The following is a 14,153-nucleotide window of genomic DNA, read 5'->3' on the forward strand; positions in this document are numbered from 1 at the left end:
CCGAGGGTGGCTTGCTCAGCCAGCAGGTGCACCACCGCGGCATCGGCAGCAGCCCGGGTGCCTGCTGCCGGGCAGTCCGGGGTGCGGCACAGGCACGGTAGGTGATCTTGCAGTCGGGCCAACGCCCCGGCGGCATCAGCGCGGCGCTGATCCAGTGTGCGGGGATCGTCGGGGCAGACCGTGGCGGCCAGGGCGTCGAGGCGTTGATCGAGGGCGGCGGCATCACCGACCCGTAGATTGCCCCACACCGTCGCCATGCCGGGGATGGTGCCGGCCTCGACGCTGAAATGCCGGCCCTCATCGATCTGCGGGGGCACCCGCTCACCGTTGGGATCCAGCCGGGCCACCCATTGATCGATGCGGTCACGCAGTTTGCGTTTCGATAACCGCATCCAGGTTCCGGCGCGGGCGGCCAGGGCTTCGTCGACAGCGGCCCAGGCGGTGGGGTCGACGGTGTCGGTGCGGTTGATGATGGCCAACACCATGCGCATGTCGATGGCCCCGGAGGCGAACAGGGCCGCCACCTGGGGAAGTCGATCGCGCAGGACGCGGGCGTGGCGGATCTGTTCACCGGCGCGGTGGCGGCTGATGTTCAACGCTGCCGAGATTTCGGCGGCGACCGCTTCGAACGGGTCGGTGCGCCAATACACCGTCTCGGCCAGTTCGCGTTCCCGGCGGGTGTCGAGTTCCCCGATCGCCGCCAACCGGTGAGCGATCGCGCTCGACTCTGCCCGCGCCGCCGCGCTCATCGCGTCGATGAGAGCCGCATCAGAATCAATGTCGAACACATGTTCGATTATGCCACCACCGACCGACAACCACAGCGGTTTCACCACCTCAGCGGCACCTCGTTCGTCAGCGCACGCACCTCGTCCCTGCGACGATTGCGGGATGACCGCTGCACGCAGGCCCTCCGTCATCGGACGGCGGGCCTGTGCGGTCCTCGCGGCCTGTTCGGCGGCGTTGCATGTCGTCATGCTGACTCACACCGTCAACCCGGCGGTCTGGGGCCTGCTCGCGGCGATGATCGTCGGCTGCCTGTTTTGTGCGCGTGACCTCTGGCAGCGCGGTACCCCGAGGATCTGGTGTGCCGTCGCGTTGATGAACCTGGCGATGGTTGCGGTGCACAGTCCGATGCCTGCGCATCAGCACACGGTCGGCCCGGTCGCGGGTGCGGCGCAGTCCACAGTGATGACATTGACGATGCTGCTGGCCCTCGTGGAGGTCGTCATCGCCGGGGTAGTCCTGTGCTACTGCACCCGCAACCGTTTACAGATCGAGGGTCACCCCGACTCCCGCTTCCAGCGCAGCCTGGTGGATCGCTGAGGCAACGGCCATGTCGCACACCGCCATTCCGATGTTGCTGTTCACGATCAACTGGTCAGCCGAGGTACGTCCGGGCTTCAGGCCGGCGAGCACCTCACCGGTCTCGGCGGTGATGGTGGGGCTCCCGCCCGGGTAGTAACCCATTTCGACGAACAGATCGTGTTCGTCGGTGGAGTCGACGATGTAGGCGTCGGCGCGGCGGGAGATCTCCGGGGCCCAGAATGTGTTGAGGTCGCAGGGAATGATGGTTTGACCCGCTGACACCCATTCATCCTGGGCGATTGACATCGGTTCGCGCACAACGATGGTGGCTGAGCTCAGTACCTCACACTCCTTGACCACCTCTTCGACGGAGCTACCGACCCGCACCGGGGTGTCGATGCTGCCGGCGATATCGGCCACCAACTTTTCGGCGACCTCGGGGTAGCGGTCATAGATCAGGATCTCGTCGAGACTGTCGAGGTATTCGGCGGCGAACAGCACGTGCTCGCGGCCCTGCACTCCGGCGCCGAACATGCCGAACTTCTTGGCTCCCGGATGCAGTTTCTTGGCCATCAGTACCGTGACGGCCGGAGTGCGCATCGCGGTCAGCCAGCTGCTGTCCATGACGCAGGTCGGCACGCCGGTCTCGACGTCGTTGATGCACAACAGGCCGGTGGTCTGGGGCAGGCCGAATTCGCGGGGATTGCGCGGATAGCACTCGATCCACTTGGCCCCCACCAGATTCATCTCCGGCAGATAAGCGGGCATGGCGTGGAAGAACACGTCCTCATACGGATGCACCCCGATCTTGGCGGGCATTTCGTAGCGCTTGTGGCCGTGCTCGATGAGTGCCTCGGCCACTTTCTCCAAGATGGTCTGCCGGGACACCCCGAGGCCGACAACCTCGGCCTTGGAGAGGTAGAGCAGGTTTTGGCCCTTGACGATCGCAGTCACGTAAAACGTTCCCTTCTTGGGTTTTTGGTTCAGATCAGTGGATAGCGGACTTGCTGGTCTCGGGAGCCCACGCGATCGAGGCGAGCAACCCGACCAACGGGAACAGCGCGAGGATGAGCAATGAGGCGTTGATTCCGACGGTGGCGATCAACACCGGCAACAGGTAAGTCGCGATGGCCGCGCCGACCCGGCTCATCGATGCTGCGAAGCCGACACCAGAGGTACGCAACTGCGTCGGGAACATCTCCGAGGGGTAGACGAACTGCAGGTTGGATGCGCCCGAGGCGATGAAGAGGTAGAGCCCGGTCGCGATCGCCAGCACGGTCAGCGGGGCGTTCGGGAAGACGCCGAGGACCAGCAGGGCTGCCAGCGTGGCGGCGAATGTCCAGATGGCCAACGAGCGACGTCGGCTCATCGCGACGACCCAGATGAAGACCGCGGCACCGGCGAACTGCAGCATGTTCATGATGAAGTCGCGCGAGAAGCCTGACGGCAGCCCGATGTCGTCGAGGACCGGCGTGATGAAGGTGAAGATGGCGAACAAGGGGCCGACCTGGCACGCCCAGAACAGGCTGCTGTAGACGGTGTTGCGCCAGTGCTGCTTGCTGAACAGTTCGGAGAACTTGCCGGATTCTTCGGTGGGTTGCACCTGGGGCAGGGTGGTGCCGGCTGGGAAGTGCTTGTCGACGATCGCCTGGGCTTCGGCAATCCGGCCCTGCGCTTGGAGCCACCGAGGCGATTCTGGCAGCCATATCCGCGCCGTCGCGATCACCAGGGCGGGCAGAGCGCTACTGGCCAGCACCACGCGCCAGTTGTCATCCGCCCACGCCAGGGCTACAAAGTTGGCGCTGACAAAACCCATAAACCAGGTGGTCTGCAGGGTGGCCAACAAGGGCCCGCGCATGCGGGTGGGGACGAACTCTGACAGCAGTGCGGCGCCGACGGCGTACTCGACCCCGATCGCCACGCCCAGCAGGATCCGGTAAGCGCTGAGGTCCCAGGTGCTGAAGGTCACCAGCTGCAACAGGGACAGCGCCAGGAACGCGACGAGGTTCCATCGGAACACGACGCGCCGGCCCCACCGGTCGGCGGCCCGCCCGAAGAAGAAACCGCCGATGAAGATGCCGATCAAGGCGCTGGCCCCGACCAACCCTTGGCTCAGCGGCGAGAATTCCATCTCGTCGGTCGCGGCGTTGATGGCACCGCCGACCACGCCGAGAATGTATCCGTCGAGTGCAGTTCCACCCAGGGTGCAGACGGCCGCCAGGGTGTGCAGACGATTCCACCTGGCGTCGTCCATTGATGTGGTCGGTCTCGTCGGACTCGACTCGGCTGTGGGCATGGTTCAGTTTGATCTGCGTCACATGTTGTAGTCATGCAGCAGCTGCTGGAAGTCGGCCGGGCTCGCTGCTTCATTTGTCCGATTGGCGACCTACGAGAGGATGAAGTCGTGCAGACAAGCCTGGTCGACGAGGCGCAACAGTTGGTCGACCGTCTCGCCGCGCAACTCCGGCAGTCGGTGGCGGTCGATGACCCGGACGGCAATCTCATCGTGGTCAGCCGGCACTTCGGTGACGCTGATCCGTACCGGGTTCGGCTGATGCTGGATCGACGCATCCCGCGGGAATACCGCGACTACTTCAACTCGTACACCAGGGACGCCACCACCGAGCCCATCAAGATCCCGCCCAATCCCGCCCTGTCGCTGGCCGCCCGCATCTGTTTCCCCATCCGGGATGACACCGAGATCGTGGCGTTCATGTGGCTGTTGGACCTCGACAAGGTGCTGCCGCAGGAGCTCATCGAGCGGTACTGCACCCGGCTGGCGCGGGTGCTGACGCAACGGCGCGGACGCGAGGCGCCGTCCGCGCAGCCGTCGGCGGCACTGATCCAGAAGCTGCTGGCTGGCCGGCGCGATGTCTTGGCCGACGTCGACCCGGCCCTGCAGCGGCGACGGTACGCCGTCGTTGCCCACTACCCGTGCGACGGTCAAGACTTCGACCTGATCCGGGTCTATCGGCAGATCGCTGGTGCCACAACCGATCTCGGGGTGAGCCTGGCAGCAACCACCGAGCTCTACGGCTGTTCGGTCGGGGTCTTCCAGAGTGAGTCGAGTGACGGTCTCACCCGCTTGGCTGACTGGTTGCTCGACGAAACCAGGCGTTTCGTCGTACCCGCAGCCGGGCGGTCGGCCTGCGGAGTCAGCGACTTCGGAGAGTTGAGCCAGGTGCGGCAGCTGTTCGCCCGGGCGGGGCAGGCCGCATTTCTGTGTCTGCAGCTGTATCGCGCGGAAAGCGTACTGAGTTGGGCGCAGGTCCAGCCGTTCGCGTTGTTGCTCAACCAAACCGCTCCGGCGGCCGGGCCCACCGCCGCCCTGGCCGCGTTGCTTCGTGACCCGGACAGCTTCGCCTTCGACACCGTCGGCGCCGTGCTGTGTTCGGGACGCGATCAGAGTCCGGCCGAGATTCTGCACGTGCACCGCACAACCCTGCACTACCGGTTGCAGCAGATCGTCGAGCTCACCGGGCTCGACTTGGCGGTTCCCGCTGATCGGTTCCTTGCCGTCGGGGTGTGGCTCGGTGCCGCGCTGAATAGGTCGCCGTTGGCACAGTTGGTTGCCTCGATGTGCTGAGATTGGCTCATGCCTGAGCAAAGTCCCGAGCCTGCCGTCACCGCGCGTGGGATTACCATGCGTGGACCCTGGGGTCCGGTCTATGGTCCGATCGATCTGGACATCGCCGACGGCGGCGTCACCGTGTTGGTCGCGCCGGCGGGCACCGGCCGCACCGCGTTGCTGATGACACTGGCCGGCCGGATGAAAGCGGTCAGCGGTCAGCTGAGCGTGTTCGGACGCACTCGGGCGACCGATATCTTCCGGTCCGCCGCGCTCGCCGGGATCGACGAGCTCGACACCGTGTCGGAGTCGGTGACGGTCCGCGATCTGGTCACCGAGCAACGCCGTTGGGACGCACCCTGGTACACCCTGGTGGCCCGCTCCCGTCGAGAGGACCTGGCCGCGCTGTGCGCCCCGGTGTTCGGCGATCTGCCCTTGCCGTCGCTGACGGAGTACTTCGACGGGCTGACCGAGCTCGATCAAATCCTGCTGCGGATCGCGCTGGCCAACACCGCGACCCCGCCGTTGCTCGTGGTCGGCAATCTCGACCATCTGACCGATGACCGTAATCGAGATGTTCTGTTGGAGCGCTTGATCGCACTGGGAGAGAACCAAACCGTGGTCACCGCGACGGTCAACGGGGTGCCGGATCATCTGGCCTCGGCGGTGCGAGCCCAGATCACCGTGCCCAACACCACCCCGGCCGAGCTGGCCGGTGCGCAGAAAGGCGGCAAGTAGTCATGTTGGCCGGAATGTCGTTGGGCACCGACCTCAAGCGTTTCTCCCGCGGCACGATGCCACGGATTGCGCTGGTGACGGTCATCCTGCTGCCGCTGCTGTACGGGGCGATGTACCTGTGGGCGTTCTGGAACCCGTTCGGCGAGGTGAGCAAGGTTCCGGTGGCGTTGGTCAACGAGGACCGGGGGACGGTCGTCGAAGGTCAACAGATCAAGGCCGGTGACGAGGTCTCCGACGCGTTGGTGGACTCGGGACAGCTTCAGCTGCACCGGGTTTCGGCGCAGGAGGCAGCCGACGGGGTGGCTGGCGGCAAGTATTACTTCTCGATCACCCTGCCGAAGAATTTCAGCTCCAGCATCTCGTCGCCGGCCGGTGGTTCGCCGCACCAGGCCGACGTGGTGTTCACCTTCAACGACGCCAACAACTACCTGGGTTCGGTCATCGGCCAGAACGCCGCCCGCGAGGTGATCAACCAGATCAACGCGAAGGTCGGCGAGCGCACGGTCGGCACGGTGTTGACGGGGTTGACCGACGCCGGCGCGGGCCTGAAGAAAGCCGCTGACGGTGCGCAGCAGTTGGCCACCGGCAGTGCTGCGGCCAACGACGGGGCGCACCGGTTGTCGACGGGCGCCGACGCCCTGACGGCCGGGCTGATCACCGCGCGCGACGGGTCCGCTCAGTTGGCCGCGGGCACCAAGCAGCTGTCGACGGCGGTTACCACCGCGACCGATCCGCTGTTGACGGTGCTCGATCGTGTGGGCGGTCTGGGTCTGGACCCCAACGAGGTCGGCATGGCCGCCCAGCGGTTGTCCGGTGCGGTGCGCTCGACCACCGACCGCATTGCGGCGTTGAACATCGACCAGGCCCAGGCGGCCGCGATCGTCGACCAGGCGGTCGGCTTCCTGCGCAACAGCCCCGATCCCACGGTGCGTGACACCGGCGAATTCCTGGCCGGCGCGCAACGGCTGCTCAAGGCCCGCGGTATCGACCCGACCACCGACGAGGGCCTGATCCGGCTGCGCGACAACGCCGCTCAGCTGGAGAACGAACTCGGTGACCCCAACAGCAAGCTGCGGACGTTCATCACGCGGGCACTCGACGGTGGCCTGCGCTCCGACGTCGTCAAACTGCGCGACGGTGCGCAGCAGCTCAACACCGGCGCCCACGCCCTCAACAACGGCCTGGTGCAGCTGGCCAACGGCGGCCGTCAACTGTCCAGCGGCGCACAGGAACTCGCTGCCGGCACCGACCAGCTCGCGGCCGGCAATCAGCAGTTGGCCACGGCGCTCGAGCAGGGGTCGACGCAGGTGCCGTCCTGGACCCCGCAGCAGCGCACCGATGTGGCACGCACCCTGGCCGCTCCGGTGGCCCTGGACATCCAGACCCACAATCCGGCGGCCACGTTCGGCACGGGTTTCGCGCCGTTCTTCCTGCCGCTGGCGTTGTTCATCGGTGCCCTGATCATCTGGATGTTGTTGAAGCCGTTGCAGTCCCGCCCCGTGGTCAACGGACTGGGGGCGCTGCGGGTGGTGCTGGCGTCCTACTGGCCTGCGCTGCTGATCGTGTTGTGCCAAGTGGTGGTGATGTACGCGGTGGTGCATTTCGGGGTGGGTCTGCAGGCCAAGTATCCGCTGGCCACGGTGGCGTTCCTGTTGTTGGTGGCGGGCACGTTCCTGGCGCTCATCCAGGCGTTCAACGCGTTGTTCGGGGTGTCGGTGGGCCGGGTGGTGACGCTGGCCTTCCTGATGCTGCAACTGGTGTCGGCCGGTGGCATCTATCCGGTGGAGACGACGGCCAAGCCGTTCCAGATCCTGCACCCGGTCGATCCGATGACGTACGCGGTCAACGGGCTTCGGCAGCTGATCGTCGGCGGCATCGATTCGCGGTTGTGGATCGCGATCGCGGTGTTGTCCGGCGTGCTGGCCGTCTCCCTGGCCGCCAGTTCGTGGGCGGCCAGACGTAACCGGCAGTACACCATGGATCGATTGCATCCGCCGATCGAAGTGTGAGGCCGGTGATTTGGGTGCGTTTGGTAACGCTGACCGTTACCAAACGCACCCAAATCAGCCCAACCCGATACGCCGGTAGCGCTCCAGCCGGGTCTGCAGGCGCTGATCGCCGGGCACGGTACGCAACGCGGACAGTTCACCGGCGATCGCGGTCGACAACCGCTCGGTGAAGGCCCGCGGCTCGTCGGCGGCGTCGGAATGCTCGGGCACGATCACGTCGACGATGCCGTGGCGCAGCAGGTCGGTGGACCGGACTCCTTGTGCCGCAGCCAGTTCCGGAGCGTGGTCGGTGTCGCGGTAGACGATCGCGCTGGCGCCTTCCGGCGGCAGTGGGGCCAGCCAGCCGTTCGCCGCGGCCAGCACCCGGTCGGCCGGCACCATCGCCAGGGCCGGCCCGCCGCTGCCCTGACCCATCAGCACCGACACCGTCGGGGTGTCGAGGGTGACCAGTTCGGCCAGGCACCGGGCGATCTCACCGGCCAGCCCACCCTGCTCGGCCTCGATCGACAGGGCCGGCCCGGGGGTGTCGATGACCAGCACCAGCGGTAGCTGCAGCCCGGCCGCCAATGCCATGCCGCGTCGGGCCTCGCGCAGCGCGCCCGGTCCGACCAGACCGCCGACGACGCGCCGCTGGCCCAGCACCACCGCGGGTTGCCCGCCGAACCGGGCCAGCGCCAGCAACATCGTGGCGGCCTCGCCGCGTTCGGTGCCGGACAGCAGCACCCGGTCCGTCGCCCCGTGCCGCAGCAGATGACCGACGCCGGGGCGGTCGGGCCGCCGGGAGGCCTGCACCGAGTCCCAGGCCGGCACGTCGGGCATCGGCTCGGCGGCCGCGGCGGCCGGCGGCGGGCCCGGGGGATCCACGACCACCCGCAGGGTGCGGTCCAGGGTCTCGCGCAGCAGCGCCAGCGGCACCACGCCGTCGATGACGCCGTGGGCGTGCAGGTTCTCGGCGGTCTGGACGCCGGACGGAAACGGTTCGCCGTAGAGGTGCTCGTACACCCGCGGCCCGAGGAAGCCGATCAGCGCCCCGGGCTCGGCGGCGGTGACGTGGCCCAACGATCCCCAGGACGCGAACACCCCGCCGGTGGTCGGGTGGCGCAGGTAGACCAGGTAGGGGAGGTGGGCTTGTTTGTGCAGCTCGACGGCGGCGGCGATCTTCACCATCTGCAAAAACGCCACGGTGCCTTCCTGCATGCGGGTGCCGCCGGAGCTCGGCGAGGCCAGCAGGGGCAGGCCCTCGGCGGTGGCCCGGGTCACCGCGGCGGTGATCCGCTCGGCCGCGGCCACGCCGATCGACCCAGCAAGGAAGTCGAACTCGCAGACCACCACGGCCACGCGGCGGCCGAAGATGGTGCCCTCACCCGTCAGCACCGATTCGTCGAGGCCGGTCTTGGCGGTGGCTTCGGCCAGTTCACGGCGGTAGTCCTCGCTGCTGGCGACCTGCAGGGGCGGGGCGTCCCAGCTGCGGAAGGAACCTTCGTCCAGAACTGCATCACGTAGCGCGCGGGCGCCGATCCGACTCACAGCTCGACCCTATATAGGCTGGCCCACATGATTGGTGTCAGCAGAGACGGCAATGTCCTGACCCTGGAACTGCAACGCGAGGAGCGGCGCAACGCGCTGAACTGCGAGCTTGTCGACAGCCTGCGGGAGGCGGTGGAGAACGCCGCATCCGAGGATGTCCGGGCCATCGTGCTCACCGGCGCCGGCACGGTGTTCAGCGCCGGTGCGGATCTGTCCGGCGACGCATTCGCCGCCGAGTTGCCCGACAAGGCTTTGGCGCTGAACCTGGCGATCGACAAGACGCCGGTTCCGGTCATCGGCGCGATCAACGGCCCGGCGATCGGCGCGGGCGTCATCCTGGCCATGATCTGTGACCTGCGGGTCGTCGCACCCGACGCCTACTTCCAGTTCCCGGTCGCGAAATATGGCCTGGCCCTGGATAACTGGAGCATCCGGCGGTTGACCTCGCTGGTCGGCTACGGCCGGGCGCGGGGCATGCTGCTGGCCGCGGAGAAGCTCTCCGCCGACACCGCGCTGCAGACCGGGATGGCCAACCGCATCGGCACGCTGGCCGACGCCCAGAAGTGGGCCGGCGAGATCGCCGGGTTTGCGCCGCTGGCGCTGCAGCACGCCAAGCGCGTGCTCAACGACGACGGTGCCTACGAAGAGCCGTGGCCCGCCCACAAGGAACTGTTCGACAAGGCGTGGGCCAGCCCCGACGTCATCGAGGCGCAGGTGGCGCGGGTCGAGAAGCGGCCGCCCAACTTCACCGGGGCCTGACATGCTGCGGGCTGCGCTGCGGGTGGCCACCAGGTCGGCCTCGCTGCTGGCCGGTGGGTGGTTGTTGCGCGCACTGAACGGGACGTACGCCTCAGTGGGTGCACTGCCCCGCGATATTCGCCCCGTCGCGCAGCGCTCCCCGCAATACGCCAACGGGGTCTTCGTCAACATCGAGCCGGCCTCACCCGGTATCAGCATGAGCCGAGAAGAGCAGCGCATGTTGATCACCGAGATGTTCGGTTCGCGTGCGGCGAGTCGTCCACCCGGGCCGATCCCCCTGGCCGAGCCCGCCGACGGAGAAGCCGCCGCCTGCGCGGTGTCCTGGTACGGCCACTCCACCGCGCTGGTCGAGATCGACGGTTACCGGGTGCTGACCGACCCGATCTGGAGTGACCGGTGCTCACCGTCGCGTCTCGTCGGCCCGCAACGCCTGCATGAGCCGCCGCTTCCGCTGGAGGCGCTGCCCGCCGTCGACGCGGTGCTGATCAGCCATGATCATTACGACCATCTCGACATCGACACCGTGCTCGGGTTGGCCCGCACCCAACGGGCGCCGTTTCTGGTGCCGTTGGGTATCGGTGCGCACCTGCGCAAGTGGGAGATCCCCGAAAGCCGGATCATCGAGCTGGATTGGAACGAGAGCCACCGGATCGGTGAGCTCACCCTGGTGTGCACGCCGGCCCGGCATTTCTCCGGCCGGCTGTTCCAGCGCAACACCACCCTGTGGGCCTCTTGGGCGATCGTCGGACCCGAACACCGGGCGTTTTTCGGCGGGGATACCGGCTACACCAAGAGTTTTTCCGAAATCGGTTCGGAGCACGGGCCGTTCGATCTGACCCTGTTGCCGGTCGGCGCGTATCACCCGGCCTGGCCGGACATCCACATGAATCCCGAGGAGGCGGTACGTGCGCATCTGGATGTCACCGACAACGGTCTGCTGGTGCCGGTGCACTGGGCGACGTTCCGGCTGGCACCGCATCCCTGGGCCGAGCCGGTGCGGCGCCTGCTGACGGCGGCCGATCCGGCGGGCGTCCAGATCGCCGTGCCGCGGCCGGGGCAGCGGGTCGATTCCGGATCACCCACGGTCGATCCGTGGTGGGAGTTGTGACGACGATCAACGCCGTCGGCCTCACCGATGCCGAAGTGGCACAACGGATTGCCGAGGGCAAGAGCAACGATGTGCCGACGCGCGCGGCCCGCAGCGTCTCCGAGATCGTCCGCGGCAATGTGTTCACCCGCATCAACGCGATCCTCGGTGTGCTGTTTCTGATCGTGCTGTCCACCGGGTCGTTGATCAACGGTGCGTTCGGTCTGCTGATCATCGCCAACAGCGCGATCGGCATCATCCAGGAGATCCGGGCCAAACAGACCCTGGACAAGCTGGCCATCGTCGGTCAGGCCAAACCCACCGTGCGCCGGGCGTCCGGTACCCGCGATGTACTGCCCAGCGAGGTGGTGCTCGACGACATCATCGAACTCGGGCCCGGCGACCAGATCGTGGTGGACGGCGAGGTCATCGAGGAGTCCAACCTTGAGGTCGACGAGTCCCTGCTGACCGGTGAGGCCGATCCGATCGCCAAAGATGCCGGCGACGCGGTGATGTCGGGCAGTTTCGTGGTGGCCGGCTCGGGTGCCTACCGGGCCACGAGGGTGGGCCATGAGGCGTACGCCGCCAAGCTCGCTGAAGAGGCCTCCAAGTTCACCCTGGTGAAATCCGAACTGCGCAACGGCATCAACAAGATTCTGCAGTTCATCACCTACCTGCTGGTGCCGGCCGGGTTGCTCACCATCTACACGCAGCTGTTCACCACTGGTGCCGATTGGCGCGACGCCGTGCTGCGCATGGTGGGTGCGCTGGTGCCGATGGTGCCCGAGGGCCTGGTCCTGATGACCTCGATCGCGTTCGCGGTCGGCGTGGTGCGGCTGGGCCGGCGTCAGTGCCTGGTCAACGAACTGCCGGCGATCGAAGGCCTGGCCCGCGTCGACGTGGTGTGCGCCGACAAGACCGGCACGCTCACCGAAAACGGTATGCGTGTCAGTGATCTCAAGGCGTTCGGTGAAAGCGATACGGCCGACGTACTGGCGCAGTTGGCCGCCGACGATGCCCGGCCCAACGCCAGCATGCTGGCCATCGCCGAGGCCTTCGCGACGCCGCCGGGGTGGACGGCGACCGCGACGGCCCCGTTCAAGTCCGCCACCAAATGGAGCGGTGCGTCGTACGGCGAGCACGGCAACTGGGTGATCGGCGCGCCGGATGTGTTGTTGGACTCCGATTCTCCGATCGCCGAGCAGGCCGAGCAGATCGGCGCCCAGGGGCTGCGGGTGTTGCTGGTGGGCTCCTCAGACCTGCCGGTCGACGCTCCGCAGGCGCCCGGCACCGTCACCCCGGTGGCGCTCGTGGTGCTGGAGCAACGGATCCGTCCCGACGCCGGCGACACCCTCGATTACTTTGCTTCCCAGCATGTCTCGGTCAAGGTGATCTCCGGTGACAACGCGGTCTCGGTGGGCGCGGTGGCGGGCAAGCTCGGCCTGCACGGTGAGGCGCTGGATGCCCGCAAGCTGCCGCACGAACCCGACCAGTTGGCCGAGGCACTCGACGAGTACACCACCTTCGGCCGGGTGCGTCCGGATCAGAAGCGGGCGATGGTGCATGCCCTGCAGTCACGCGGGCACACCGTGGCCATGACCGGCGACGGCGTCAACGACGTCCTCGCGCTCAAAGACGCCGACATCGGCGTCGCGATGGGCTCAGGCAGCTCGGCCTCCCGGGCCGTGGCCCAGATCGTGTTGCTGGACAACAAGTTCGCCACCCTGCCGTATGTGGTCGGTGAGGGCCGGCGGGTGATCGGCAACATCGAGCGGGTCTCGAACCTCTTCCTGACCAAGACCGTGTACTCGGTGCTGCTGGCGATTTTGGTCGGGCTGGCCGGGTTGTCGTCGGAATGGTTCGACACCGATCCGCTGCTGTTCCCGTTCCAGCCGATCCACGTCACGATCGCGGCCTGGTTCACCATCGGTATCCCGGCGTTCATCCTGTCGCTGGCCCCGAACAACGAACGGGCCCACACGGGGTTCGTGCGTCGGGTGATGACCGCCGCGTTGCCCTCGGGCCTGGTGGTCGGGACCGTCACGTTCATCTCCTATCTGGTGGCCTACCAGGGGCGTGCGGCCAGCCCGGTGGAGCAGACGCAGGCCTCCACGGCGGCGCTGATCACGCTGCTGGTGTCCTCGCTGTGGGTGCTGTCGGTGGTGGCGCGGCCCTACGAATGGTGGCGCGTGATCCTGGTGGCGTGTTCGGCGCTGGCGTATGTGCTGATCTTCAGTTTGCCGCTGGCGCAGCGCCTGTTCATGTTGGATCCGTCGAATCTCAAGGTCACTGGGATCGCGCTGGGTATCGGCCTGATCGGGGCGGCGCTGATCGAGGCGCTGTGGTGGATTCAGGGCCTGGTGCTGGGCGAGAAGCGGCGGTTGTGGAGATAACTGGCACGACGATAGGGTGGGCTGATGGGATTCCTGGACAAGGCCAAAGACCTGCTGTCGCAGAATGCCGACAAGGTCGAGCAGGCCATCGACAAGGCCGGTGACATCGTCGACGAGAAGACGCAGGGCAAGTATTCCGGCGCCGTCGACAAGGCGCAGGAAGCTGCCAAGAACGCCATCAACAAGGCAGATCCGCAGCAGTAACCCATGGCCAAGTTGTCTGTCTCCGTTGATGTTCCGTTGCCACCGGAGAAGGCGTGGGAGTACGCCTCTGATCTGTCCCGGTACGACGAATGGCTCAGCATCCACCGGGCCTGGCGCTCGAAGTTGCCCGAGACCCTGGAAAAGGGCACGGTGATCGACTCGATCGTCGAGGTCAAGGGCATGTTGAACCGGGTGAAGTGGACGCTGGTCAACTACAAACCGCCGCAGTCCCTGACGCTCAACGGTGACGGCCGGGGCGGGGTCAAGGTCAAGCTGATCGGCAAGATCAAGCCGGCCCAGGTCGATGGCGCCGACGGTGCGACGGTGTCCTTCGACGTGCACCTCGGCGGGCCGGCCCTGTTCGGGCCGATCGGCATGGTGGTGGCCGCCGCGCTCAAGGGCGACATCCAGCAGTCGCTGAACAAGTTCAAGGCCCTCTACGCGCCCTCGGCGTAATTCCCCTCGCGAGCAGACGCAAAACCGCGCCCTTATCCAGGGAAAACACGTGGGTTTGCGTCTGTTCGCGCTGCTTCCGGACCTATTTGTTAACTGATTGAAGT

At 66.8% G+C, this 14,153-nt stretch carries 13 protein-coding genes; 9 read left to right on the plus strand and 4 right to left on the minus strand.

Annotated features, from left to right (window positions below; genetic code table 11):
- Positions 1 to 977: DUF222 domain-containing protein (locus tag A5699_RS16265; RefSeq protein ID WP_231965737.1), on the minus strand; the 977-nt coding region annotated here is incomplete at its 3' end.
- Here A5699_RS16265 and A5699_RS16270 point away from each other — a divergent pair.
- On the plus strand, positions 976 to 1,326 hold the full coding sequence (locus A5699_RS16270; protein WP_067771017.1) for a hypothetical protein: 351 nt from the start codon (positions 976 to 978) through the stop codon (positions 1,324 to 1,326). The two genes, A5699_RS16265 and A5699_RS16270, sit on opposite strands and share 2 nt — an antisense overlap.
- On the opposite strand, the gene A5699_RS16275 is transcribed toward A5699_RS16270, so the two are convergent.
- Complete coding sequence (locus A5699_RS16275; RefSeq protein WP_067771019.1) at positions 1,270 to 2,262, minus strand: ornithine cyclodeaminase family protein; 993 nt, start codon at positions 2,260 to 2,262, stop codon at positions 1,270 to 1,272. The genes A5699_RS16270 and A5699_RS16275 overlap by 57 nt on opposite strands.
- Positions 2,263 to 2,296: 34 nt before the next feature.
- Complete coding sequence (locus tag A5699_RS16280) at positions 2,297 to 3,562, minus strand: MFS transporter (protein ID WP_197508309.1); 1,266 nt, start codon at positions 3,560 to 3,562, stop codon at positions 2,297 to 2,299.
- 150 nt (positions 3,563 to 3,712) lie between these two features.
- On the opposite strand from A5699_RS16280, the gene A5699_RS16285 reads away from it, so the two are divergent.
- Genes A5699_RS16285 through A5699_RS16295 form a run of 3 tightly spaced genes read left to right on the plus strand, consistent with a single transcriptional unit; the run spans position 3,713 to position 7,623 of the window.
- On the plus strand, positions 3,713 to 4,894 hold the full coding sequence (locus A5699_RS16285; protein ID WP_197508310.1) for a CdaR family transcriptional regulator: 1,182 nt from the start codon (positions 3,713 to 3,715) through the stop codon (positions 4,892 to 4,894).
- A 9-nt stretch (positions 4,895 to 4,903) separates the two neighbouring features.
- Complete coding sequence (locus A5699_RS16290) at positions 4,904 to 5,614, plus strand: hypothetical protein (protein ID WP_067771023.1); 711 nt, start codon at positions 4,904 to 4,906, stop codon at positions 5,612 to 5,614.
- Positions 5,615 to 5,616: 2 nt separating this feature from the next.
- Positions 5,617 to 7,623 carry a YhgE/Pip domain-containing protein gene (locus tag A5699_RS16295; protein WP_067771025.1) on the plus strand — a complete coding sequence of 669 codons (2,007 nt, stop codon included), beginning with the start codon at positions 5,617 to 5,619 and terminating at the stop codon, positions 7,621 to 7,623.
- 54 nt (positions 7,624 to 7,677) lie between these two features.
- On the opposite strand, the gene A5699_RS16300 is transcribed toward A5699_RS16295, so the two are convergent.
- Positions 7,678 to 9,150, minus strand: a complete 1,473-nt coding sequence (locus A5699_RS16300; RefSeq protein WP_067771027.1) for a carboxyl transferase domain-containing protein — start codon at positions 9,148 to 9,150, stop codon at positions 7,678 to 7,680.
- A 27-nt stretch (positions 9,151 to 9,177) separates the two neighbouring features.
- Here A5699_RS16300 and A5699_RS16305 point away from each other — a divergent pair, with 27 nt between their 5' ends.
- Genes A5699_RS16305 through A5699_RS16325 form a run of 5 tightly spaced genes read left to right on the plus strand, consistent with a single transcriptional unit; the run spans position 9,178 to position 14,049 of the window.
- Positions 9,178 to 9,909 carry an enoyl-CoA hydratase gene (locus A5699_RS16305; protein WP_067771028.1) on the plus strand — a complete coding sequence of 244 codons (732 nt, stop codon included), beginning with the start codon at positions 9,178 to 9,180 and terminating at the stop codon, positions 9,907 to 9,909.
- Position 9,910: 1 nt separating this feature from the next.
- Positions 9,911 to 11,017, plus strand: coding sequence for an MBL fold metallo-hydrolase (locus A5699_RS16310; RefSeq protein ID WP_067771029.1), 1,107 nt, complete (start codon positions 9,911 to 9,913; stop codon positions 11,015 to 11,017).
- On the plus strand, positions 11,014 to 13,389 hold the full coding sequence (locus A5699_RS16315; protein ID WP_067771031.1) for a cation-translocating P-type ATPase: 2,376 nt from the start codon (positions 11,014 to 11,016) through the stop codon (positions 13,387 to 13,389). Before A5699_RS16310 ends, A5699_RS16315 begins: the two co-directional genes overlap by 4 nt.
- 24 nt (positions 13,390 to 13,413) lie before the next feature.
- Positions 13,414 to 13,593, plus strand: a complete 180-nt coding sequence (locus tag A5699_RS16320) for an antitoxin (protein ID WP_067771032.1) — start codon at positions 13,414 to 13,416, stop codon at positions 13,591 to 13,593.
- A gap of 3 nt (positions 13,594 to 13,596) precedes the next feature.
- Positions 13,597 to 14,049 carry an SRPBCC family protein gene (locus tag A5699_RS16325; protein ID WP_067771033.1) on the plus strand — a complete coding sequence of 151 codons (453 nt, stop codon included), beginning with the start codon at positions 13,597 to 13,599 and terminating at the stop codon, positions 14,047 to 14,049.
- The last annotated feature ends 104 nt before the right edge of the window (positions 14,050 to 14,153 follow it).

The organism is Mycobacterium sp. E802, from assembly GCF_001666875.1.
Lineage (GTDB): Bacteria > Actinomycetota > Actinomycetes > Mycobacteriales > Mycobacteriaceae > Mycobacterium.